This window comes from Vibrio sp. YIC-376 (assembly GCF_052353105.1).
Classification (GTDB): domain Bacteria; phylum Pseudomonadota; class Gammaproteobacteria; order Enterobacterales; family Vibrionaceae; genus Vibrio.
The window spans coordinates 119463-139604 of the sequence record NZ_JBBWFK010000007.1; the positions used below are offsets into that span (position 1 = coordinate 119463).

Genomic DNA, 20142 nt, shown 5'->3' on the forward strand with positions numbered 1-20142 from the left:
TTGATTACAACAAACCTAATTTACCCGCATGTCACATACGATGAATAGACGATTCAGTGATTGCGGGACATGATATTTTGTAGAAAAGCCAAAAGTTTAACCAACTGATTAGAAAGTGTATTGTTTTTGATTGTTTTAATTAACAATACGTTAAGTAGTAATTCATTATTTTTATTATGTTTCTAATCTTATGCTATTGAGATTATTTCAGTTACTAAAAGCTTTGTAGGAAAACTCGGATCACGTCACGAGGATACTTAGCTACAAATGTTCATCACCTTCGACAAACATCTCTTTTCGCGGTTAGTAAATTAACCAGTAAAGATGCGTTTACTTGGGGAAATTAAATTCAATGCTTCAAACAAGAAAAACCCCGACACAAACGTATCGGGGTAATGATCTTACTCGCAGCAGTCCGGCTACTAAATAATGCTCCTTGCATCATCCATAATAGTGGCTGATCCCTTCAGCTCTATCCCTTCTTCGCCGTCCTAGCGGTGTCCTAATCTTCCTGATTGCCAACATTCCCCGTTAGCGCACATCACTTGTTCCTTGAGCGGTGTCCATCGCATCTTCCTGATGCTGTCCTCAACCTCATTCCTATGAGGGGTCCATTGTCTATCCTTAGTCATCAACATCCTATTGATGATTGTGTCCTTACAATGTCCTGCGCTCCATGCTTGATTAATCTTCCTGAGTAACCAAATCGTCTTCCTGACGATAACCAAATCCTTGGTGCTTTCCTGTTCCATGTCTGCTTCCTGCTGACGAGATTTAATGTACTCTTTTCCTTTGGATTCACAATCTACCCAAGAATATTTTTTTTCATCCCCTTTAACTGCAACGATTTAAATTTTTTATTTATCAATGCATTATGATATTTATTTCCTTTTTGGCTGCTGACGAAATCGTTTTCTCTCACAAGTCATGTAAGAGATCTCTTACAAAACGCTACCGAAATTGCCATTCGCTAAATTCAACTGCCCAAAGTATGATGATAACTATATCGTCATTAAGGATTGAAAATGTTAACTCAAGACGTCACTAAAGAGCTGGAAGCTGTAATGGAACAGCTCCAACAAGAGGGTAAAGAACCCACGGTTGCCCTAGTGAAAGCACGCATGAAAACACCTGTGCCGATGCCTGCGTTAATCACGGTTATCAAAAGTTGGAAGAGCGCAAGTCACGTCCCGAAAGTTGAGGTCACTGCACCAACTTCAAAAGAGGATGATCGCCTTACTGCTCTTGAAAATACAGTCGCCAAATTGACCGCACGTATTGAAGAGTTAGAAGCAAAACTCAGTGAGAAATCATCATGAAGTTATGGGTAGATGCTGACGCTTGTCCAAAGGTCATTCGAGAGACAATTGTACGAGCCGCAGAGCGTACTGGCGTTGAATGTACCTTTGTTGCCAACCATATTGTACCGGTGCCGAAACGAGCAAATATTCACTCGCTTCAAGTACCTGCAGGCTTTGATATTGCAGATAACGAAATAGTTCGTCGTGTAGAAGCCAAAGACTTGGTTATTACATCTGACATTCCATTGGCCGATGAAGTGATCGCTAAAGGCGCGCTGGCGTTAAGCTCACGAGGTGAGCTCTATACGAAAGACACCATAAAAGCACGCCTTAACATTCGTGATTTTATGGACACCATGCGCTCAAGCGGTATTCAAACCGGTGGCCCGGCAGCATTATCGCAAACCGAGCGCCGAGAGTTTGCAAATCACCTGGATAGAATTTTGGCTAAGCGCTAATCAAACCACCTTGGTTCAATAATAAAAAAGCCTGCGATGAACGCAGGCTTTGATTGAGCTGAATGGGGTTGCCAATTACGGCGTGTAGTACGTTGCCGCGCCAGGACCTACTGGTAATCCAAGTACGAATACCCAAACGTAGAACAGTAAACTCCAACCTACAATAAAGCAGATTGAGTAAGGCAACATGGTCGCGATTAGCGTACCGATACCTAGGTTCTTCATGTAGCGAGTTGCAACCGCCAGAATCAGACCAAAGTAGCTCATCATTGGTGTGATGATGTTAGTTGTTGAGTCACCGATACGGTATGCTGCCTGAATGGTTTCAGGAGCGTAACCAACTAGCATTAGCATTGGTACGAAGATAGGTGCTGTTACTGCCCACTGCGCCGATGCAGAACCGATCATCAGGTTGATGAAGCCACACATCAGGATGAATGCAAAGAACAACATAGGACCTGTTAGGCCGATGTTTTGTAGGAAATCCGCACCCGCTACCGCAAATACCTGACCAAAGTTCGTCCACTTAAAGAATGCAACGAACTGAGCTGCGAAGAATACCAGTACGATGTACATGCCCATAGATGACATAGATTTCGACATCGCATCGATAACGTCACGGTCAGTTTTCATTGTGCCAACAACTTTACCGTATACAAAGCCAGGGATAGCAAAGAATACGAAGATGAAAGCAACAATACTTTTCAGGAACGGTGAACCTGCCACTGTACCTGCTTCTGAGCGTAAAATGCCATCTGCTGGAACGATTGTCCAAGCCAATAGTGCTGATACTGCCAGAACAGCTAGACCCGCGATTTTCAGACCTTTCTTCTCTAAGTCTGTGAGGCTACCCATTTTATCTTTAGACAGATCTTCCGCAGCTTCTTCTTCGTTGTATTTGCCAAGTTTAGGCTCAACGATTTTCTCAGTAACAAATGCACCCATGCCTGCAATAAAGAAAGTAGACACAAACATGAAGTACCAGTTTACTTCTGGACCCACTGTGTAAGTCGGGTCAATCATTTGTGCCGCTGTCTCAGTGATACCTGAAAGCAGTGGGTCAACTGTACCGATAAGTAGGTTTGCAGAGTAACCGCCCGATACACCAGCAAATGCAGCAGCAAGACCAGCTAGAGGATGGCGACCTAACGAATGGAATAGCATTGCTGCTAGTGGAATAAGTACCACATAACCAAGCTCAGACGCTGTGTTAGAAATGATACCAGCAAATACAACCGTTACCGTAACCATGCGCTGAGACGCACCCATTACAAGGCCACGCATTGCAGCTGATAGTAGGCCCGAGTATTCAGCGATGGCAACGCCAAGCATCGCGACCAGTACAGTACCTAGCGGAGCAAAGCCAACAAAGTTCTTCACTAAGTTAGTAACGATAAGTTCTAGACCGTCAGCATTGAATAAGCTGACAACGTGGATCATACCATCAGCGGAACGACCACTTGCACCCTCTGGACGAGGATCCATCACGGAAACTTCGAAGTAACCTGCTATACCCGATGCCACCAAAATGGCTAAACAGAAAATGGCAAATAGTGTAATCGGATGGGGCAATAGGTTCCCTAAATATTCGACAGAATCCAAAAAGCGCGTAAACAGCGACTTCTTAGGCATGTTTTGTTTAATTGAAGCAGATGAACTCATCTGTTCCCTCCTTGTTTTTATTCCTATGCAAATGTGACAAAAATGTCAAAAAGCGGGCGAAGGTTACTTGAGTAAGGAGTCAATTTAAAGTCAAAAACGTTACAAAGTGTAACCAACAGGAAGATTTTTAACCACTATTGAATAAAAATGCAGATATTTCATCCGTATAAATCAGACAAATCAACACTATCAATTAAACAAAACTAAAATGTCTTTGCGTTATTTCTGTACAGCCTTGAATCTCGGATTTGTTTTGCAAATGACATATAAACGTCCTCTGCGCTTTACAATCTGGCAGTCAGGGTGACGACTTTTAGCACTCTTTAGTGACTTCACAACTTTCATATCTTACTCCTTAGTCTTTAGTCTTTAGTCTTTAGTCTTTAGTCTTTAGTCTTTAGTAAACTGTCCAAAACGACGCTTGAAATTCGCAATACGCCCTTCCGCCTGAACCACGCGTTGTTTGCCTGTGTAATACGGGTGAGATGCTGACGATACATCTAACGTGAAGTAAGGGTATGTTTTGCCATCTTTCCATTCGATGGTACGGTCGGTTTGCAGTGTTGAACCGACAACAAAATATTTATCTACGCTGGTGTCGTGGAATACCACTGGACGATATTCAGGGTGGAGACCTGGTTTCATTACATTTTCCTTTTGAGTTAATTGTTATGTTATAACATTTTAATTAATAATCATTCCCAACAATAAAAGCAAGAAAAATTTGTGGTATTTTCGCGTTAATACTTTTTGCGTGAAATAGATACTTAAAGATGTCCACTATGTATTCCATCGAGCCAATTGGCATCATTGAAACGCCTTACAAAGAAAAATTTGCAGTACCTCGTCAGCCGCGTTTAGTACCTGCTGCAAAAGCAAGAGTACGCCTTGTAGGTGAAGCAAATAGCCCCGAAGCAGTCAGAGGCTTGGAACAGTTCTCTCATGTTTGGCTACTGTTTATCTTTGACCAAAATTTAGAGGCAGGCTGGAAACCTACGGTCAGACCACCACGTTTAGGCGGGAATGAAAGAATTGGTGTATTTGCCTCTCGATCCACTTTTCGACCAAACGGTATTGGCATGTCAGCAGTGGAAGTAAAAGGCGTTACCAAGAAAGGTGAACAAATATATATAGAGCTTGGCAGTGTTGACTTAGTCGATGGCACTCCCATTGTCGATATCAAGCCCTACATTCCCTACTCGGACTCAATTCCAGATGCGCAAGGCGGCTATGCAGGAGAAGAGCCAGAAAAGTCTAAAGTCATCTTTTCATCACAAGCGTTAGATATGATTAAAAAACGTTCTGACACTGATTATGTGCTGTCAGTGATCGAACAGGTCTTAGCGCAGGATCCACGTCCCGCGTACAAAAAAAATAAACCCGACAGCAAAGAATATGCGGTAAATTTGTTCGATTTAAACGTGAAGTTCACAGTTACAGGCAACTTAATAACGGTTACCGCGATCGAAAGCTTTTGACAAAGCCATTTGGCTGATATTATAAGCGGCTAACAAATTTCCCATTGTGGGACTTCCATACTCCCTCCAGCTCTGGCGAGAGTATTTAACTTAAATAAACGGATAAATTTAATGCGTACCAGTAAATATCTTCTTTCTACTCTGAAGGAGACTCCAAACGACGCAGAAGTAGTGAGCCACCAGCTCATGCTACGTGCAGGTATGATCCGTAAGCTGGCTTCAGGTCTATACACCTGGCTACCTACTGGTCTACGTGTGCTGCGTAAAGTCGAAAACATCGTTCGTCAAGAGATCGACAATGCAGGTGCAATCGAAACTTTGATGCCCGTTGTTCAGCCGTTTGAACTTTGGGAAGAGACAGGCCGCAGTGAAAAAATGGGTCCTGAACTGCTTCGCTTTACTGACCGTCATGAACGTCCGTTTGTTCTTAGCCCAACTGCTGAAGAAGTGATCACTAGTTTGGTACGTAATGAAGTAAGCTCTTACAAACAGCTTCCACTGAACTTGTATCAAATCCAGACTAAATTCCGTGATGAACGACGCCCTCGTTTTGGTGTGATGCGCGCGCGTGAATTCTCAATGATGGATTCATACAGCTTTGACATAGACAAAGAAGGTCTGCAGAAGTCCTACGATGCAATGCACGATGCTTACTGTAAAGCATTCGACCGCATGGGTCTGGATTACCGTCCGGTACTTGCTGATAGTGGTGCTATCGGTGGTAGCGGCTCTCAAGAGTTCCACGTACTGGCAGAAAGTGGCGAAGACCTTATCGCTTTCTCTACTGAATCTGATTACGCAGCGAACCTTGAAAAAGCAGAAGCATTAGCTCTTGCAGATGCAGCTCCAGCACCAACTCAAGAAATGACACTAGTGGACACACCGGACGCGAAAACAATCGCGCAGCTAGTAGAACAGCATGGTTTACCGATTGAGAAAACTATCAAGACACTATTTTTCAAAGCGTCTGATGAAGTTGAAGCACCAATCATTGCTCTGCTAATCCGTGGTGATCACGAACTCAACGAAGTGAAAGCAGAAAATCTTCCTCAAGTGGCGGCACCTCTGGAAATGGCAACAGAAGAAGAGATTCGTGAATTGGTCGGTGCTGGCCCAGGCTCTCTAGGTCCTGTTGGTCTTAAACTTCCTTTCATCGTTGATCGTAGCGTAGCGGTTATGAGTGACTTCGGCGGCGGTGCTAACATCGATGGCAAGCACTACTTCGGTATTAACTGGGGTCGTGACGTTGAACTTGGTCAAGTCGAAGATCTACGTAACGTGGTTGAAGGCGATCCAAGCCCATGTGGTAAAGGTACGATCCAACTTAAACGTGGTATCGAAGTTGGTCATATCTTCCAGCTAGGTAAAAACTACTCTGAGAAGATGAACTGTGGCGTACTTGGTCCAGACGGTAAGAACGTCATTCTGGAAATGGGTTGTTACGGCATTGGTGTTTCTCGCGTTGTTGCTGCTGCTATTGAACAGAACCACGATGAGTACGGTATCATCTGGCCAGACGCGCTTGCGCCATTCCAGGTTGCTATCGTGCCAATGAACATGCACAAATCAGAAGAAGTGAAAGAAGCGGCTGAGAAGCTGTACGCTGAACTGACCGCATTGGGCATTGAAGTTCTGTTTGATGATCGTAAAGAGCGTCCAGGCGTGATGTTCTCTGATATGGAATTGCTAGGCGTACCGCACACAATCATTATCGGCGATCGTTCAATGAAAGAAGGCAACTTCGAGTACAAAAACCGTCGTACTGGTGAGAAAACTGCCGTAGCGATGGCTGATATCGTTGAGCACGTTAAAGCTCAACTTAAGTAAGCTCGATACTCGTCTGTTACTTGAAAGGGTTGGCTTCGGTCAGCCCTTTTTATTGCCTCCAAATCAAACCCTATCATTCCGCTTTGATTAATCCACACCCAACGTGAACAACAAATTGAGCCAAAACAAGTCTCTGCTTTGAGTTTCAAATCAGCTATGTGTATATTTGAAAGCAGTTATCACTTTTAAGGATTATACGATGCAAGTATACGGCTGTTGTGAATTAGTTCGTGAGCTTTATGCTCAAATCGGCAGTGGCGATCAAGCCTATGTGCCTCAGGCAATTTCTTGTGCAGTAAAAGCTCTGAATGACATCGCTGCAAACGAGTCCCTACCAAAAGAAACTCGTGAAACTGCAGCATTTGCAGCAGCAAACTTACTGATTTCTGATTTTGAGGATAAGTGATGAATCTGGCGAACTTTGAGTCAATGGATCCTGTGATGCTGATGAGTATCGTGAACATGAAGCTGCGCGACGACTTTGGCGGTGATCTTGACAAGCTAGTGACTTTTTTTGACATCGACCGAGCGACTCTGGAAGCTAAGTTGGCTAGCGCAGGATTTGATTTTCTTCCTGAAGTAGGTCAATTCCGTTAATCCTGTAACGGGACACGAAATTAAAAAAGGGCTTAATGACACGTCATCAAGCCCTTTCTTCTATCAGGAGAACGGGTTAATCATCCAAATGAAGCCCAGATGACAGTGGCCACGAGTACCGGACAAACAAATTTCACGTAAAGCGGCCATAGTTTACCGAACCAACCTTGAGTGAACTCAGGGAAGCCCTGTTCAAGCTCTTTAATTTTCGAGTTACGATTCCACACCCAGCCGCCAAACAAACAGAACAGCAGAGCCGCCGTCGGTTGTAAGTACTGAGTCGCGACAGTCGCCACCAGACCAAACATCGCACCGAAGTTATAGACAATCACCACACTGAACAAAGCAATCAAACCACCCAGTACCCAGCTGGTTCCGCTACGTTTAGTATTAAAGCGCTCACTAACCAATGCGACCGGGCACTCAAGCATCGATATAGAAGATGTCAGTGCAGCAATCGTCAGCAGTAAGAAAAAGACAATTGAGAACAATTGGCCAAGCAATCCCAAACTATCAAACATCAGTGGCAAAACTGTAAAGACCAAGGTATCTGAGCTGAGAAGAGAACCATCATCTGCGTAAATCTGAACGCCTTTTTGCATTGCAACAAACATCGCAGGCAATACGACCAGACCCGCAATAAACGCAACGGCGGTATCCACTAAAGTCACGTTCATCGCCATCTTAGGCAGGTTCTCTGTCTTGCTTAAATAAGAGCCGTAGATCAGCATCGAACAGCCACCAATGGTCAGTGAGAAGAAACCCTGCCCCATAGCTGCCAAGATAAGCTTTCTGTCCCAAACTTTTTCAAAATCCGGTATCAGGTAATGCTTAAGGCCTTCCATCGCACCGTTTTGCGTCATGATATAAACGAACAACAAACCAAACAGCACAAACAGTGCAGGCATCAAACGAGTTGACCACTTTTCGATACCGTCTTTAACGCCACCTTGTACGATCAAAACAGTGAGAACATAAAATATAATCGTCCCAAATAGATTGCGCTCAACGCTGAAACCTTTAAACCACGCCGTTATTTCTTCCAGACCCATGATGTCAGTAACCGCGCCCAGCAAAAAGCAGATCAACCAGCCACCAACAATAGAATAAAACGCCAATACTGCGCTTGGCACACTCAGGCCAATCCAACCTACCATGCCACCAAACTTTTTACCGACAGGGTTATGGGTTAGCGCTCGCATACTGTCGACTGGGTTTGCCTGACCATGACGACCAATCGCCATTTCAACAACCAACATTGGAAAAGCGACAATCAGAATCAGTACCAAATAAACCAACAAGAAGGCACCACCACCATTACTTGCCGCTTGCGTTGGGAAGCCCCAAATGTTTCCCAGACCAACTGCAGCACCTGCTGCCGCTAAAATGAATCCGAGACGAGAGCCAAAATGCTCACGAGGCTGAGAAGAAGTTTGTTGTGTCATACCACTCACACAAAATATCAATGAACTAGCTAACTAGTACATTATAGAAATATCAACTAATCAGCAAGAGTAATCAGGTTAAATGTTCGCCAACCAAAACAATTTGCAGACATTCGGTTTGTAAATTTATACGTACATCTCATATTTATTCAATGTTCAGTAGTGAATTTCTAACCTATGTAGGCCTTCAATTACCCTAGCTATAAAGGTGTCATGACGTGGTCTATCAATTGGGTTCAGCAAGATGACTTTAACTTCTCTCTACCAGTCGGCAATAAACTGACGCAAATGAATTCGCAATAAGTTTCAACCAACTAGCGGCGTTTAATGAGCTAACACATAATAAAAAAGAGAGCGTAAATAAGCGCTCTCTTCTTATACTTTTTTACATTGAAAGAGTGAACGATCCGATTAAATCGTGAAAACTCGATAGTCTTTCAGCTCTGGGATTTTCTTCAGTACGTTATCTTCTTGATCTGCCATTTCATCCAGAGAGTCACATAGCTCTGCAGATTTCTGCTCTAACTCTTTTGAATGTTCAGCAATTCGCTGCTCAACTTTGGCGCTCAGCTCCGTCATACTTTCAGACAGCGCAGTAAGATTTAAACCATCTTCTTCTGCCATCTTGTTAGATAATGCTTCGAACGCGCTGGCTAGAAATTCTTTATTGAAGATTTCCTGTGCTTTAGCGAAGTCGTCTGTCCAGCTTTGTGTCATAGATTCAAAGCTTTCTGCCGGCAGAATAAAGTCTCCATCTTTGTAGTAACGAGATTCTATATCAGCAAAAAACGCTTTGACTGAAGCTTTCACATTATCAAAAGCACCGGGCGCATCCAGGCTCGCTGCAACATCATCTATAATGGCATTCGCCAGTTCTAAACCTTCACTCGCCAGTTGCTTAGCCTGAGGGATGTAAGCGTTCATTTTCTCACGATAACCTTCGATGGCCGCTTTTTGGTCTGCATCGAGCTCGACTTGCTCACCTTTAATAAACAGATTGTTGTCTTCGTCGACTACCGCTTTTTCACCAGTCGATTGGCGAATTTCCAAACTCTGTCCATCCATTCGAACTTCATTATTGATGTCCACACGACATTGTGCCGAATAGCCAGAGGCACTAACTATCAGTAGGGAGAGTGTAAGGAGTTTCTTCATGTCTTTCTCTTTTATCCAACATTACTACCGTTAAACATAACACTGAGTTATAGATTTGATGTCAGAAAACCGTCACCACATCATAACCAATTGTTTTATCGCCAATTTTAACACAAACACCTTCCCCTTCTTCTTTACCGACTAACGCGTGACCAAGTGGAGATTTCGCTGTTAAGACAAAGACTTCTTTGCCTTGCCAATTGACCGTCAAGCCACCAGAGCATGGGCCAATGAAGAAGTATTTCTCATCGGCTTTGTCGTCTTCAAGCACAATATAAGCTCCAACGTTAATTGGCGCATCTGTGAAATCTCGAAGAATTAACGCACGATATTGCCTCAGTTCTTCCTCGCTTTCCTGAACTCTCATGGCTTGTCCGTGGGCAAGGTAGGAAGCCTCTAACGCCAGAGTATCGTATTTGTGCTCTGGTACGGTTTCTTCATCTGTTGCTGCATCGATAGCACGCTGTGTTGAGGCGTGTGCTATCTGAAGCTTCTCTTCCAGTTGTTGAATGATTTTTTGGACTAAGTCTGCTTTGTTCATACTTTTAAGACGCGCGTTACATACTGAGGATATGTTAAGGTGCTCTATTCTATCATCAAAGAAAGGTTTCCCTATTATGCAAAGTAGCCCGTTGCAGCAAACACTTCAGTCTGTCTTTGGCTTTGACTCATTACGCCCAGGGCAGCAACCTGTAATTGAAGCTGTGATGAAAGGAGACTCTGCAGCGGCTATCTTTCCGACTGGTTCCGGAAAATCGCTTTGCTATCAACTTCCGGCGACCCAGTTACCTAACCTTACTTTGGTGATTTCGCCATTACTTGCGTTAATGAAAGATCAGCTTAGCTTTTTACAAACTAAAGGTATTGCGGCGGCATCGATTGACAGCAGCCAAAGCCGGGAAGAAGCGCAGCGAGTGATGGCAGGTGTGAAAAACGGCCAGATCAAAATTCTCATGATCTCAGTAGAACGGCTCAAGAACGAACGGTTTCGTGAGTTCATTCGTCAGATCCCCATTTCCTTAATGGTGGTGGACGAAGCACACTGTATTTCCGAATGGGGACATAACTTTCGTCCGGATTACCTGAAACTGCCGCAGTATCAGCGCGAACTGAATATTCCTCACTCGCTGTTACTCACCGCTACCGCCACTCCCGCTGTTATTGAAGATATGCAGCGCAAATTTAATATCTCCAGTGAAAATATCACCGTCACTGGTTTCTACCGCCCCAATCTGGATATCTCAGTAGTTCCATGCCAGGAGTCAGAGAAACAGACCCAGCTTAATACCATCGTTGCGGCTCAACCTACTCTGCCAACGATTGTGTATGTGACTCAGCAGCAAACTGCGGAAATGGTGGCAAAATCGTTGATTCATATTGGCATCAATGCGCACGCTTACCATGCTGGTATGAAGAGTGACGTCCGCGAGCAGATTCAGCAACAGTTTATGGATAGCCAAATAGACTGCATCGTAGCGACGATTGCATTTGGCATGGGAGTGGACAAATCTGATATTCGCCGCGTGATCCACTTCGATTTACCCAAATCAATAGAAAACTACGCACAGGAAATTGGCCGGGCAGGACGTGATGGTCAACGATCTGAATGTATTCTCCTCGGAAATACGGCCGGTTTAACGGTGCTGGAGAACTTTGTCTATGGCGATACCCCAGAGTACGCTTCCATCCGTTATGTATTAGAGCAAGCCCGCGAACATTCACCACAATGGGAAGTCGTCCCATTACGTCTGTCTCGCGAAAGTAATATTCGTCAATTGCCGCTCAAAACACTGTTGGTTTATTTGGAGTTAGAGAAAGTAATCGAAGCGAAATATAGCTACTTTGCCGAATATCGCTTTAAGTTCCTCCAAGACCAACAGTTCATCCTCAATCAGTTTCAAGGTGAACGACGCCAGTTTGTGGAAGCTATATTCATGTGCTCAACCAAAGCCAAAATATGGTGCCAAGTAGATTTAGACGCACTCTGGATGAACTATCAATCCGAACGAAGTCGTGTGGTAGCCGCACTAGATTACTTCCATCAAAACGGATGGATTGAACTTGAGAGCAAGCAGCTAACCGACGTGTACTCGGTTCTTCCGACAACAAAAAACTCTGAAGCAGTAACGCAGCACTTGTATGAATTGTTCCAGTCCAAAGAACACAAGGACATCGAGCGAATTCATACAATGCTGAACTTGTTCCAGTCTTCAGATTGCCTGAGCTATCAGCTGGCCCATTATTTCGCTGACAAGAATGCCCCAACACAGTGTGGCCATTGTTCCGTTTGTCGTGGTCAGGTAGCGACTTTCCCAACTCAAGTCAATGAACAGCCGGATCTTTCAAAGATTACATCTTGGATCAATGAATTTGTGAAACTAGCTCCAACAGCGGTGAGTAACGATGCCGTAGCCAGGTTCTTATGCGGGATTAGCACACCGCTCATCAGTCAGATCAAAGCGGCAAAATTATCCGGTTACGGTGCTATGGTGAATGTTTCTTTCGATCAAGTAATGCAACAGGTCGATAAAGCTCGTGCTTAAAAGAAACCGTCCTTAAAAGAAACTAAGCTGGCGAGCTTGTACTTCAGGCTTGAGCATCACACTCAAGCCTAAAAGGCGAATTTCTCTACCCTGCTGACGCTTGAGAATATCTTTAAGCAGTACCTTGAAATCATCCAACTCCAGCTGTGGGTGAATATGCTCTATGGTCGTGAGCTGAAAATCGGCAAACTTCACCTTTATGCCTTGCTTAACGATCGACTTATCAGGGCTGGCGCGCTCTAAGCGTTTCTCAAGTTCGGGATACAGTTTGCTCTCGATCACCTGCCAGCATTCGTCGTAAGTGGAAATATTCTGGCTAAATGTTCGCTCGACACCAACAGACTTTCGCTCCCGTTCAACAACCACTTCTCTGTCATCAATTCCCTGACTACGCTTCCACAGTGAAGCACCTTGCCGCCCAAACTGACGCAGCAATTTTCGGTAATCGCTGTTTTTGATGTCTTCACAGAGATAAAAGCCCGCTTGATGCAGTTTTTCCAAGCTAACTTTTCCCACTCCCGGGATCTTCTCAAGTGGTAATTTGTCGACGACTTCCTGAACTTTGTCAGGAGGAATGACAAACTGTCCGTTGGGCTTGTTCATGTCTGACGCAACTTTGGCGAGAAACTTTATTGGAGCCACACCTGCTGACGCCGTCAAGCCAAGCTCATTCGAGATATCCCGCCGAATTGCCTCAGCTATTAATGTCGCCGAGCCGTGACACACTGTGGCGTCTGTGACATCTAAGTAAGCTTCGTCTAAGGAAAGAGGTTCGATGATGTGAGTGTAGCGCTCGAAAATAGCCCTAATCTGTTGAGATACCTGTTTATAGACAGACATCCTTCCGGGAACCACTAACAGATTGGGACATAATTGTAATGCCCGAGCCGTAGACATCGCGCTACGCACGCCATATTTTCGCGCTTCATAATTACAGGTGCTGATGACACCACGCTGCTTCTCATGGCCGCCAACAGCCAGTGCAATATCTCGGTAACTGGGGTTATCTCTCATCTCTACGGCAGCATAAAAACAATCCATATCGACATGAATGATTTTTCTGATTCGCTCTGACATAACCAACATCACACTGTTTAAAAATACAGTATAAATAATATCATGCCCGAAGAAAACGAGAGATTACTCAGTGTGGTAGAAAGCGAACATACAAACTCTCTAACTCACCTGTTATCAGTTAATCCCGTAACATGACGTCTAGTTGATCCACCAATTCCGCCCAATCTGCATCTTGCTCAATTGCCTGTTTCAAAAATGCTGACTGTGAATTTGTCCAAAAGCTCGCTTCATGTATTGGTGCTGAATCGCGTTTATGTCGGTGATTATTCACGAAGTCTTTAATTTCCTTCGGAGAACTCCCCAAGCCAAGCTGCTCAAATAACTCCGTCATACCATGTTGATGCATTTCCATATCCGCCTCCTAAACAGGATCACTTAACAAGAGTATATACCTTGTTTGACGCAGTGTTTGCGCTAAACCAATTCTCATATCCGAGTGATGAGGTTTCCTTAAATGAATTGATAATGGCCAAGAGCAATAAAAAAATAACCCTGCTAAAGCTGGGTTATTAAAATCTCATGGTTATTGCTAGGAAATACTGTATCTCAGAGTATTAAGCAATACGGTCTTTTTCCCAAGCCGCCAACTTTTCGGCGCGCGCAGCTTCACGAGCTTCACGCTTTTTACGAGCGTCACAAGGCTCTGGGCAGTTACATACCTTTTCGATACCTACCGCACCAAGACCGCCACAACTACCTTTTACTACTTTCTTCTGAAAGATATAGCCGACTGCCATCGCCGCAATAACCGCGACAAACACGGCAAATGTAATTAGAAATGTACTCATTAAACATGCTCACTTCTGCTGTTATTTGTTCATAAATGGCTTATAAGTTTCTGAAGCCAGTTCTTTAAAGCCATCATCCGTCTTCACAATCATGAAGACTGGAATGTTGTTCTCATTCGCGATAGCCATGCCTTTATCTTCGCCCAGCACCATAAGGCCAGTAGCAAGACCGTCAGCAGTCATCGACGATTTATCCAATACCGTAACAGACACAACCTTGTGATTAATTGGCTTACCAGTTTGCGGGTTTATGATGTGAGAGTATCTCACACCATCGCTCTCAAAGTAATTACGATAGTCACCACTTGTTGCAATTGCCATGTCGCCCGGCTCAATAATCTCTTGAATTGAGCGTTCCTCAACCGTCGGTTTTTCAATTGCGATACGCCAAGGCACACCTTCACGGTTCACACCTTTTAGACGCATTTCACCGCCTACTTCAACCATGTAATTGCTAATGCCGGCAGATTGAAGATAATCAGCGACAACGTCGACACCCCACCCCTTCGCGATGGTTGAGAGATCAACGTACAAGTTTGGAATATCTTTTGACAACTTATTGCCATCCACGGAAAGATGGTGGATACCAGTATTCGCCTTGCGAGCCGCTAACTCTTCATCTGAAGGTACAACATCTGGACGTGCTTCTGGGCCAAAGCCCCATAAGTTCACCAGTGGGCCAACCGTCACATCAAGCGCACCTAATGTGAGACCATTTAAACGAACCGCTTCTTTCACTACGGTTGCCGTTTGCGGAGAAACCTCAAACGGTTCACTAGACTGATGCTGGTTGAAACGACTCAGCTCTGAGTCTTTACGATAAGTCGACATCTGGTCATTCACTTCCTCCAGCAAACGATCTATTTCCGTTTGGATCACCTTCGGTGTAGGAATGCCATCTTGCTCAATGTATTTGATGTTGTACGTGGTACCCATCGTTGGGCCACTCAAATGAATTTGATCTGCAGGCTGTTCACAGCCAGCCAAAACCAATAGAGAAGCGAATGCAACAAGCCACTTTTTCACTTGTTAACTCCCATTGTTGTTGAATTGATATGGAAAATAGGTCGGTCATATACAGACCCACTGTCAATATCAACTATTAATGACGATTTTTCTGATTAGAAAAAAGAATGGCTGGCTAAAGTTAGCCAGCCATTTTATACGTTTAATTTCTAGTAGTTGGAGCTGTAGCTAGACGGCAAGCAAACCCAATCCTATGAGCATAGAGCTACTATGTAATTAGGGCGGCCGGCGAACCGGTGGGTTTATGAAGCCAACAACGCTACAGCTTCAAATACGCTGAAATTTAGCCACCGAAGTCATCTAGTAGGATATTCTCATCCTCTACACCTAGATCTTTCAGCATGCCGATAACAGCTGCGTTCATCATAGGTGGACCACACATGTAGTACTCACAGTCTTCTGGAGCTTCGTGATCACGTAGGTAGTTCTCGTAAAGAACATTGTGGATGAAACCAGTGTAACCATCCCAGTTATCTTCTGGCATTGGATCAGATAGAGCACAGTGCCAGATGAAGTTGTCATTTTCTGCTTGTAGGCCGTCGAAATCTTCTACGTAGAACATTTCACGCTTAGAACGAGCACCGTACCAGAAAGACATCTTACGCTTAGAGTGCAAACGCTTAAGTTGGTCAAAGATGTGCGAACGCATTGGAGCCATACCAGCACCACCACCAATGAATACCATTTCAGCATCAGTATCTTTCGCGAAGAACTCTCCAAATGGACCTGAAATCGTACACTTGTCGCCAGCTTTTAGAGACCAGATGTACGAAGACATGATACCAGGCGGTACATTAGGATTATTAGGCGGCGGCGTAGCGATACGCACGTTCAGCATAATAATACCTTCTTCTTCAGGATAGTTAGCCATAGAGTAAGCGCGGATTGTTTCTTCGTTTACTTTTGACTCGTAGCGGAACAGGTTAAATTTGTCCCAGTCTTCGCGGTACTCATTTGGTACATCGAAGTCAGCGTATTTCACGTGGTGAGCAGGTGCTTCAATCTGGATGTAACCACCAGCACGGAAAGGTACTGATTCGCCATCTGGAATTTGTAGCTTAAGCTCTTTGATGAATGTCGCTTTGTTATCGTTAGAGATAACCGTACATTCCCACTTCTTAACGCCGAAGATTTCTTCTGGAAGTTCGATCTCCATGTCAGTTTTCACTGCCACTTGACACGCTAGACGCTCACCTTCACGTGCTTCACCTTTAGTAATATGGTCAAGCTCAGTAGGTAGGATGTCACCACCACCAGATTTAATTTTTACGCGACACTGACCACAAGAGCCACCGCCACCACAAGCAGAAGATACGAATACGCCAGCACCAGCTAGAGCGCCAAGTAACTTGCTACCTGGTTGTGTAACGATCGCTTTTTCAGGATCGCCATTCACAGAAATTGTAATGTCACCTGTTGGTACAAGCTTAGACTTAGCGAATAGAATCACTAGTACTAGAGCCAGTACAATCAGAGTAAACATCACTACACCAAGAATAATGTCCATTGACTATTCCTTAATTGTTGCGGTTTACCCGACTTACAGTTGAACACCAGAGAAAGACATAAAGCCAAGCGCCATCAGACCAGCAGTGATAAAGGTAATACCTAGACCACGTAGACCAGGAGGCACGTCTGAATACTTCATTTTCTCACGGATACCTGCAAGAGCGACGATAGCCAGCATCCAGCCCACACCTGAGCCGAAACCGTAAACGACAGACTCTGCAAAGTTGTAATCACGCTGCACCATGAAAGATACACCACCGAAGATCGCACAGTTAACTGTGATCAGCGGTAGGAAGATACCTAGTGCGTTGTACAGAGGCGGGAAGAAACGGTCTAAGATCATTTCTAGAATCTGTACTAATGCTGCGATTACACCGATAAAGGTAATGAAGCTAAGGAAGCTTAAATCCACACCTTCAGCAAGCGCGTCTGGCTTAAGAACTAGGTTGTACACCAAGTTGTTTACAGGAACAGAGATGGTTAATACCACTGTTACCGCAATACCCAGACCAAATGATGTCTTAACTTTCTTTGATACAGCCAAGAAGGTACACATACCTAAGAAGAAAGACAGAGCCATGTTCTCGATGAAGATCGAGCGAACCAGCAAACTAATATAATGTTCCATGACGACCTTACTCCTTCGCTTCTACTTGTTCAGGCTTGAAGGTACGAATTGTCCAAATCATAAATCCAATAAGGAAGAATGCTGAAGGAGCCAATAGCATCAGGCCGTTTGGCTGATACCAACCGCCATCTTTCACTAGTGGTAGTACTTCCATACCAAATAGCTTACCTGAGCCAAATAGCTCACGGAAGAAGCCTACAGAAATAAGAACGAAACCGTAACCAAGACCGTTACCGATACCATCGATAAATGATGGGATTGGCGCAGATTTCATTGCGAATGCTTCAGCACGACCCATTACGATACAGTTCGTGATGATAAGACCTACGAATACTGATAGCTGTTTAGAGATATCGTACAGGTAAGCTTTAAGCACCTGGTCTACCACGATAACTAACGATGCGATGATCGCCATCTGAACGATGATACGTACGCTGTTAGGAATGTGGTGACGGATTAGAGATACCGAGAAGTTAGACAGAGCAGTTACGAACGTTACTGCAAGCGTCATAACAAACGCAGTCTCTAGCTTAGTTGTTACTGCAAGAGCAGAACATACACCTAGAACCTGTAGCGCGATTGGGTTGTTATCCAATACTGGCGCTAATATGCTCTTTTTAATATTTTGTGCGCTAGACATTAGTTCAGACCTCCGTCACGAACTTTTGCTAGGAATGGACCAAAGCCCATGTCACCTAACCAGAAGTCAAATGTGTGTTGAACACCGTTACTAGTTAGTGTCGCACCCGACAGGCCGTCAACACCGTGCTCAGAACCTGCTGGCGCACCACCTTTCACTACCTTGATAGCTGGCTTGTGGTTATCGTCAAACAGTTTCTTGCCTACGAATTGTGCACGCCAGTTTGGGTTCTCAACTTCACCACCAAGTCCAGGAGTTTCACCCTGCTCGTAGTAAGTGATACCTGACACTGTATTGCCATCAGTTTCAACGGCAATGAAAGCGTACATCATAGACCATAGACCGTTACCATGAACCGGTAGGATAACTTTAGACACTGCATCGCCATCTTTCACAAGGTATACAACACCTGTGTTAGCACGACGAATGATCTTAGCTTTGTCATCTTCAGCAGATAGCTTGATAGACTCAGCTGGATTTTTAGCAGCTTTACGCTGATCGAAAGTCGCAGCGTTGCCTTCTACAAAGTCACCAGTATTAAAGTCAACCAGACGTGGTTCGATGTATTGTGCAAATAGCTCAGGCACTTTCTTACCTGCAGCATCAATGCCCGCAACTTCAACGATCTTAGATTGCTTATCTAGTACAGCGTTAGCTTTTTGCTTGTCGCGTAGACCTACGGCTGCTGTTGATACAATGATTGAACAAACAAGGCTCAACCCGACAACAACACCCAGCGTCTTTTTAATGCTGTCGTTATTACTTGCCATAGCGTGCTTGTCTCCGCTTGATGTTCTTCTCAATAACTAAGTGGTCGAACAGAGGTGCAAACAGGTTCGCGAATAGAATCGCCAGCATCATACCTTCTGGGTACGCTGGGTTAACTACACGGATAAGAACACACATTACACCGATTAGAGCGCCGTACCACCATTTACCTTTATTAGTAAATGAAGCTGATACAGGGTCTGTCGCCATAAAGAACATACCGAATGCAAAACCACCCAGAACTAGGTGCCAGTGCCATGGCATGTTAAACATTGGGTTAGTATCTGAACCGATAACGTTGAACAGCGTCGCAGTTGCAATCATACCGATCATTACACCCGCGATGATGCGCCATGAAGCGATTCGCATGTAAACGATCATCGCTGCACCAATCATCAGAGCAAGAGTCGATACTTCACCGATTGAGCCAGGGATGTTACCGATGAAAGCATCCATCCAAGTGATAGGAGCGCCAGTTGCAGTGTTTACTAGAGCACCGTTACCACCTTGAGCCCATTGGCTAAGAGCAGTCGCACCAGAGAAACCGTCAGCTGCAGTCCACACTACGTCACCCGAGATTTGCGCTGGGTAAGCGAAGAATAGGAATGCACGGCCTGCAAGTGCAGGGTTTAGGAAGTTACGACCTGTACCACCGAAGATCTCTTTCGCAACAACAACACCGAAGGTAATACCTAGTGCAGCTTGCCATAGAGGAAGTGTTGGTGGAACGATAAGTGCGAACAGGATAGAAGTTACAAAGAAGCCTTCGTTAACTTCGTGCTTACGCACCATACAGAACAGAACTTCCCAGAAACCACCAACGATAAATACCGTTGCGTAGATTGGTAGGAAGTAAGTCGCACCCAGGAGCATCTTACTGCCAACCCCTGCTTCAGCAGAGATAGTTCCGCCAAACATTTCGGTTAGCCAGTAGTGCCAGTTGCCTGCTACTACTGCCGCTAGTTGATCACCAGCGTGCATGTGAGTCAGTGCTGTGATAGCTTGGCCACCCGCGTTGTACATACCCCAGAACATAGCTGGGAATACTGCGAACCAAACCATGATCATGATACGTTTTAGGTCAACGCTATCACGAACGTGTGAGCTTCTCTTTGTTACAAGACCTGGAGTATAAAACAGCGTTGCAGCTGCTTCATATAAAGCAAACCACTTCTCATGTTTACCACCAGGCTCAAAGTGATGCTCGATGTCTTCAATAAATTTTTTAAGAGACATGAAA

Annotated in this window: 22 protein-coding genes and 1 pseudogene; 8 read left to right on the top strand and 15 right to left on the bottom strand. The window is 44.6% G+C overall.

Annotation, left to right across the window (positions count from 1 at the left end):
• The first annotated feature begins 1025 nt into the window (after positions 1–1025).
• Positions 1026–1319 (top strand): hypothetical protein, encoded by a 294-nt coding sequence (locus WJM94_RS14670; protein WP_444494937.1) that lies wholly within the window; start codon positions 1026–1028, stop codon positions 1317–1319.
• Positions 1316–1759: a YaiI/YqxD family protein gene (locus WJM94_RS14675; protein ID WP_444494938.1), complete on the top strand. Its 444-nt coding sequence runs from the start codon at positions 1316–1318 to the stop codon at positions 1757–1759. The genes WJM94_RS14670 and WJM94_RS14675 overlap by 4 nt, the downstream gene beginning before the upstream one ends.
• A 75-nt stretch (positions 1760–1834) precedes the next feature.
• On the opposite strand, the gene WJM94_RS14680 is transcribed toward WJM94_RS14675, so the two are convergent.
• From WJM94_RS14680 to WJM94_RS14690, 3 genes are all read right to left on the bottom strand, one after another.
• Positions 1835–3421, bottom strand: coding sequence for an AbgT family transporter (locus tag WJM94_RS14680; protein WP_444494939.1), 1587 nt, complete (start codon positions 3419–3421; stop codon positions 1835–1837).
• Positions 3422–3640: 219 nt separating this feature from the next.
• Positions 3641–3766 carry a type B 50S ribosomal protein L36 gene (gene ykgO, locus WJM94_RS14685; protein ID WP_005380299.1) on the bottom strand — a complete coding sequence of 42 codons (126 nt, stop codon included), beginning with the start codon at positions 3764–3766 and terminating at the stop codon, positions 3641–3643.
• 45 nt (positions 3767–3811) lie between these two features.
• A complete protein-coding gene (locus WJM94_RS14690; protein ID WP_444494940.1) occupies positions 3812–4066 on the bottom strand; it encodes a type B 50S ribosomal protein L31 in 255 nt (84 codons plus the stop codon).
• Between the two features lie 137 nt (positions 4067–4203).
• On the opposite strand from WJM94_RS14690, the gene tsaA reads away from it, so the two are divergent.
• The 4 genes from tsaA (at position 4204) to WJM94_RS14710 (ending at position 7323) form a co-directional block, all read left to right on the top strand.
• On the top strand, positions 4204–4899 hold the full coding sequence (tsaA, locus tag WJM94_RS14695) for a tRNA (N6-threonylcarbamoyladenosine(37)-N6)-methyltransferase TrmO (RefSeq protein WP_444494941.1): 696 nt from the start codon (positions 4204–4206) through the stop codon (positions 4897–4899).
• 111 nt (positions 4900–5010) lie between these two features.
• Positions 5011–6726 carry a proline--tRNA ligase gene (locus tag WJM94_RS14700; RefSeq protein ID WP_444494942.1) on the top strand — a complete coding sequence of 572 codons (1716 nt, stop codon included), beginning with the start codon at positions 5011–5013 and terminating at the stop codon, positions 6724–6726.
• 199 nt (positions 6727–6925) lie between these two features.
• A complete protein-coding gene (locus tag WJM94_RS14705) occupies positions 6926–7132 on the top strand; it encodes a YaeP family protein (protein ID WP_444494943.1) in 207 nt (68 codons plus the stop codon).
• Entirely contained in the window at positions 7132–7323 is a 192-nt protein-coding gene (locus WJM94_RS14710) for a DUF4250 domain-containing protein (protein ID WP_444494944.1), read from the top strand. The genes WJM94_RS14705 and WJM94_RS14710 overlap by 1 nt, the downstream gene beginning before the upstream one ends.
• An 80-nt stretch (positions 7324–7403) precedes the next feature.
• On the opposite strand, the gene WJM94_RS14715 is transcribed toward WJM94_RS14710, so the two are convergent.
• Positions 7404–8768 carry a sodium-dependent transporter gene (locus tag WJM94_RS14715; protein ID WP_444494945.1) on the bottom strand — a complete coding sequence of 455 codons (1365 nt, stop codon included), beginning with the start codon at positions 8766–8768 and terminating at the stop codon, positions 7404–7406.
• Between the two features lie 183 nt (positions 8769–8951).
• Between WJM94_RS14715 and WJM94_RS14720 the strand changes: the two are divergent.
• Positions 8952–9071: pseudogene (locus tag WJM94_RS14720) on the top strand (endochitinase); the annotation flags it as partial.
• A gap of 108 nt (positions 9072–9179) precedes the next feature.
• On the opposite strand, the gene WJM94_RS14725 reads toward WJM94_RS14720, so the two are convergent.
• A complete protein-coding gene (locus WJM94_RS14725) occupies positions 9180–9923 on the bottom strand; it encodes a YggN family protein (protein ID WP_444494946.1) in 744 nt (247 codons plus the stop codon).
• 61 nt (positions 9924–9984) lie between these two features.
• Positions 9985–10464: a transcription elongation factor gene (locus tag WJM94_RS14730; RefSeq protein WP_444494947.1), complete on the bottom strand. Its 480-nt coding sequence runs from the start codon at positions 10462–10464 to the stop codon at positions 9985–9987.
• A gap of 76 nt (positions 10465–10540) precedes the next feature.
• On the opposite strand from WJM94_RS14730, the gene WJM94_RS14735 reads away from it, so the two are divergent.
• Entirely contained in the window at positions 10541–12466 is a 1926-nt protein-coding gene (locus WJM94_RS14735) for a RecQ family ATP-dependent DNA helicase (protein WP_444494948.1), read from the top strand.
• Positions 12467–12478: 12 nt separating this feature from the next.
• Here WJM94_RS14735 and dinB read toward each other — a convergent pair whose 3' ends face one another.
• The 9 genes from dinB to WJM94_RS14780 all read right to left on the bottom strand — a co-directional run bounded on the left by dinB (position 12479) and on the right by WJM94_RS14780 (position 20138).
• A complete protein-coding gene (gene dinB / locus WJM94_RS14740) occupies positions 12479–13543 on the bottom strand; it encodes a DNA polymerase IV (RefSeq protein WP_444494949.1) in 1065 nt (354 codons plus the stop codon).
• Positions 13544–13661: 118 nt separating this feature from the next.
• On the bottom strand, positions 13662–13895 hold the full coding sequence (locus WJM94_RS14745) for a DUF2789 domain-containing protein (RefSeq protein ID WP_444494950.1): 234 nt from the start codon (positions 13893–13895) through the stop codon (positions 13662–13664).
• Positions 13896–14097: 202 nt separating this feature from the next.
• A complete protein-coding gene (gene nqrM / locus WJM94_RS14750) occupies positions 14098–14331 on the bottom strand; it encodes a (Na+)-NQR maturation NqrM (protein WP_005436655.1) in 234 nt (77 codons plus the stop codon).
• A gap of 21 nt (positions 14332–14352) precedes the next feature.
• Positions 14353–15357 carry an FAD:protein FMN transferase gene (locus WJM94_RS14755; protein WP_444494951.1) on the bottom strand — a complete coding sequence of 335 codons (1005 nt, stop codon included), beginning with the start codon at positions 15355–15357 and terminating at the stop codon, positions 14353–14355.
• Between the two features lie 283 nt (positions 15358–15640).
• The gene (gene nqrF, locus WJM94_RS14760; protein WP_444494952.1) at positions 15641–16864 is read right to left on the bottom strand and encodes an NADH:ubiquinone reductase (Na(+)-transporting) subunit F; all 1224 of its coding nucleotides are present in this window, start codon (positions 16862–16864) and stop codon (positions 15641–15643) included.
• 33 nt (positions 16865–16897) lie between these two features.
• Positions 16898–17494 carry an NADH:ubiquinone reductase (Na(+)-transporting) subunit E gene (nqrE, locus tag WJM94_RS14765; RefSeq protein ID WP_444494953.1) on the bottom strand — a complete coding sequence of 199 codons (597 nt, stop codon included), beginning with the start codon at positions 17492–17494 and terminating at the stop codon, positions 16898–16900.
• Positions 17495–17501: 7 nt separating this feature from the next.
• Complete coding sequence (locus WJM94_RS14770) at positions 17502–18134, bottom strand: NADH:ubiquinone reductase (Na(+)-transporting) subunit D (RefSeq protein WP_444494954.1); 633 nt, start codon at positions 18132–18134, stop codon at positions 17502–17504.
• Positions 18134–18904, bottom strand: a complete 771-nt coding sequence (locus tag WJM94_RS14775; protein ID WP_444494955.1) for a Na(+)-translocating NADH-quinone reductase subunit C — start codon at positions 18902–18904, stop codon at positions 18134–18136. The genes WJM94_RS14770 and WJM94_RS14775 overlap by 1 nt, the downstream gene beginning before the upstream one ends.
• Positions 18894–20138 carry an NADH:ubiquinone reductase (Na(+)-transporting) subunit B gene (locus WJM94_RS14780; protein ID WP_444494956.1) on the bottom strand — a complete coding sequence of 415 codons (1245 nt, stop codon included), beginning with the start codon at positions 20136–20138 and terminating at the stop codon, positions 18894–18896. Before WJM94_RS14780 ends, WJM94_RS14775 begins: the two co-directional genes overlap by 11 nt.
• Positions 20139–20142 lie beyond the last annotated feature (4 nt).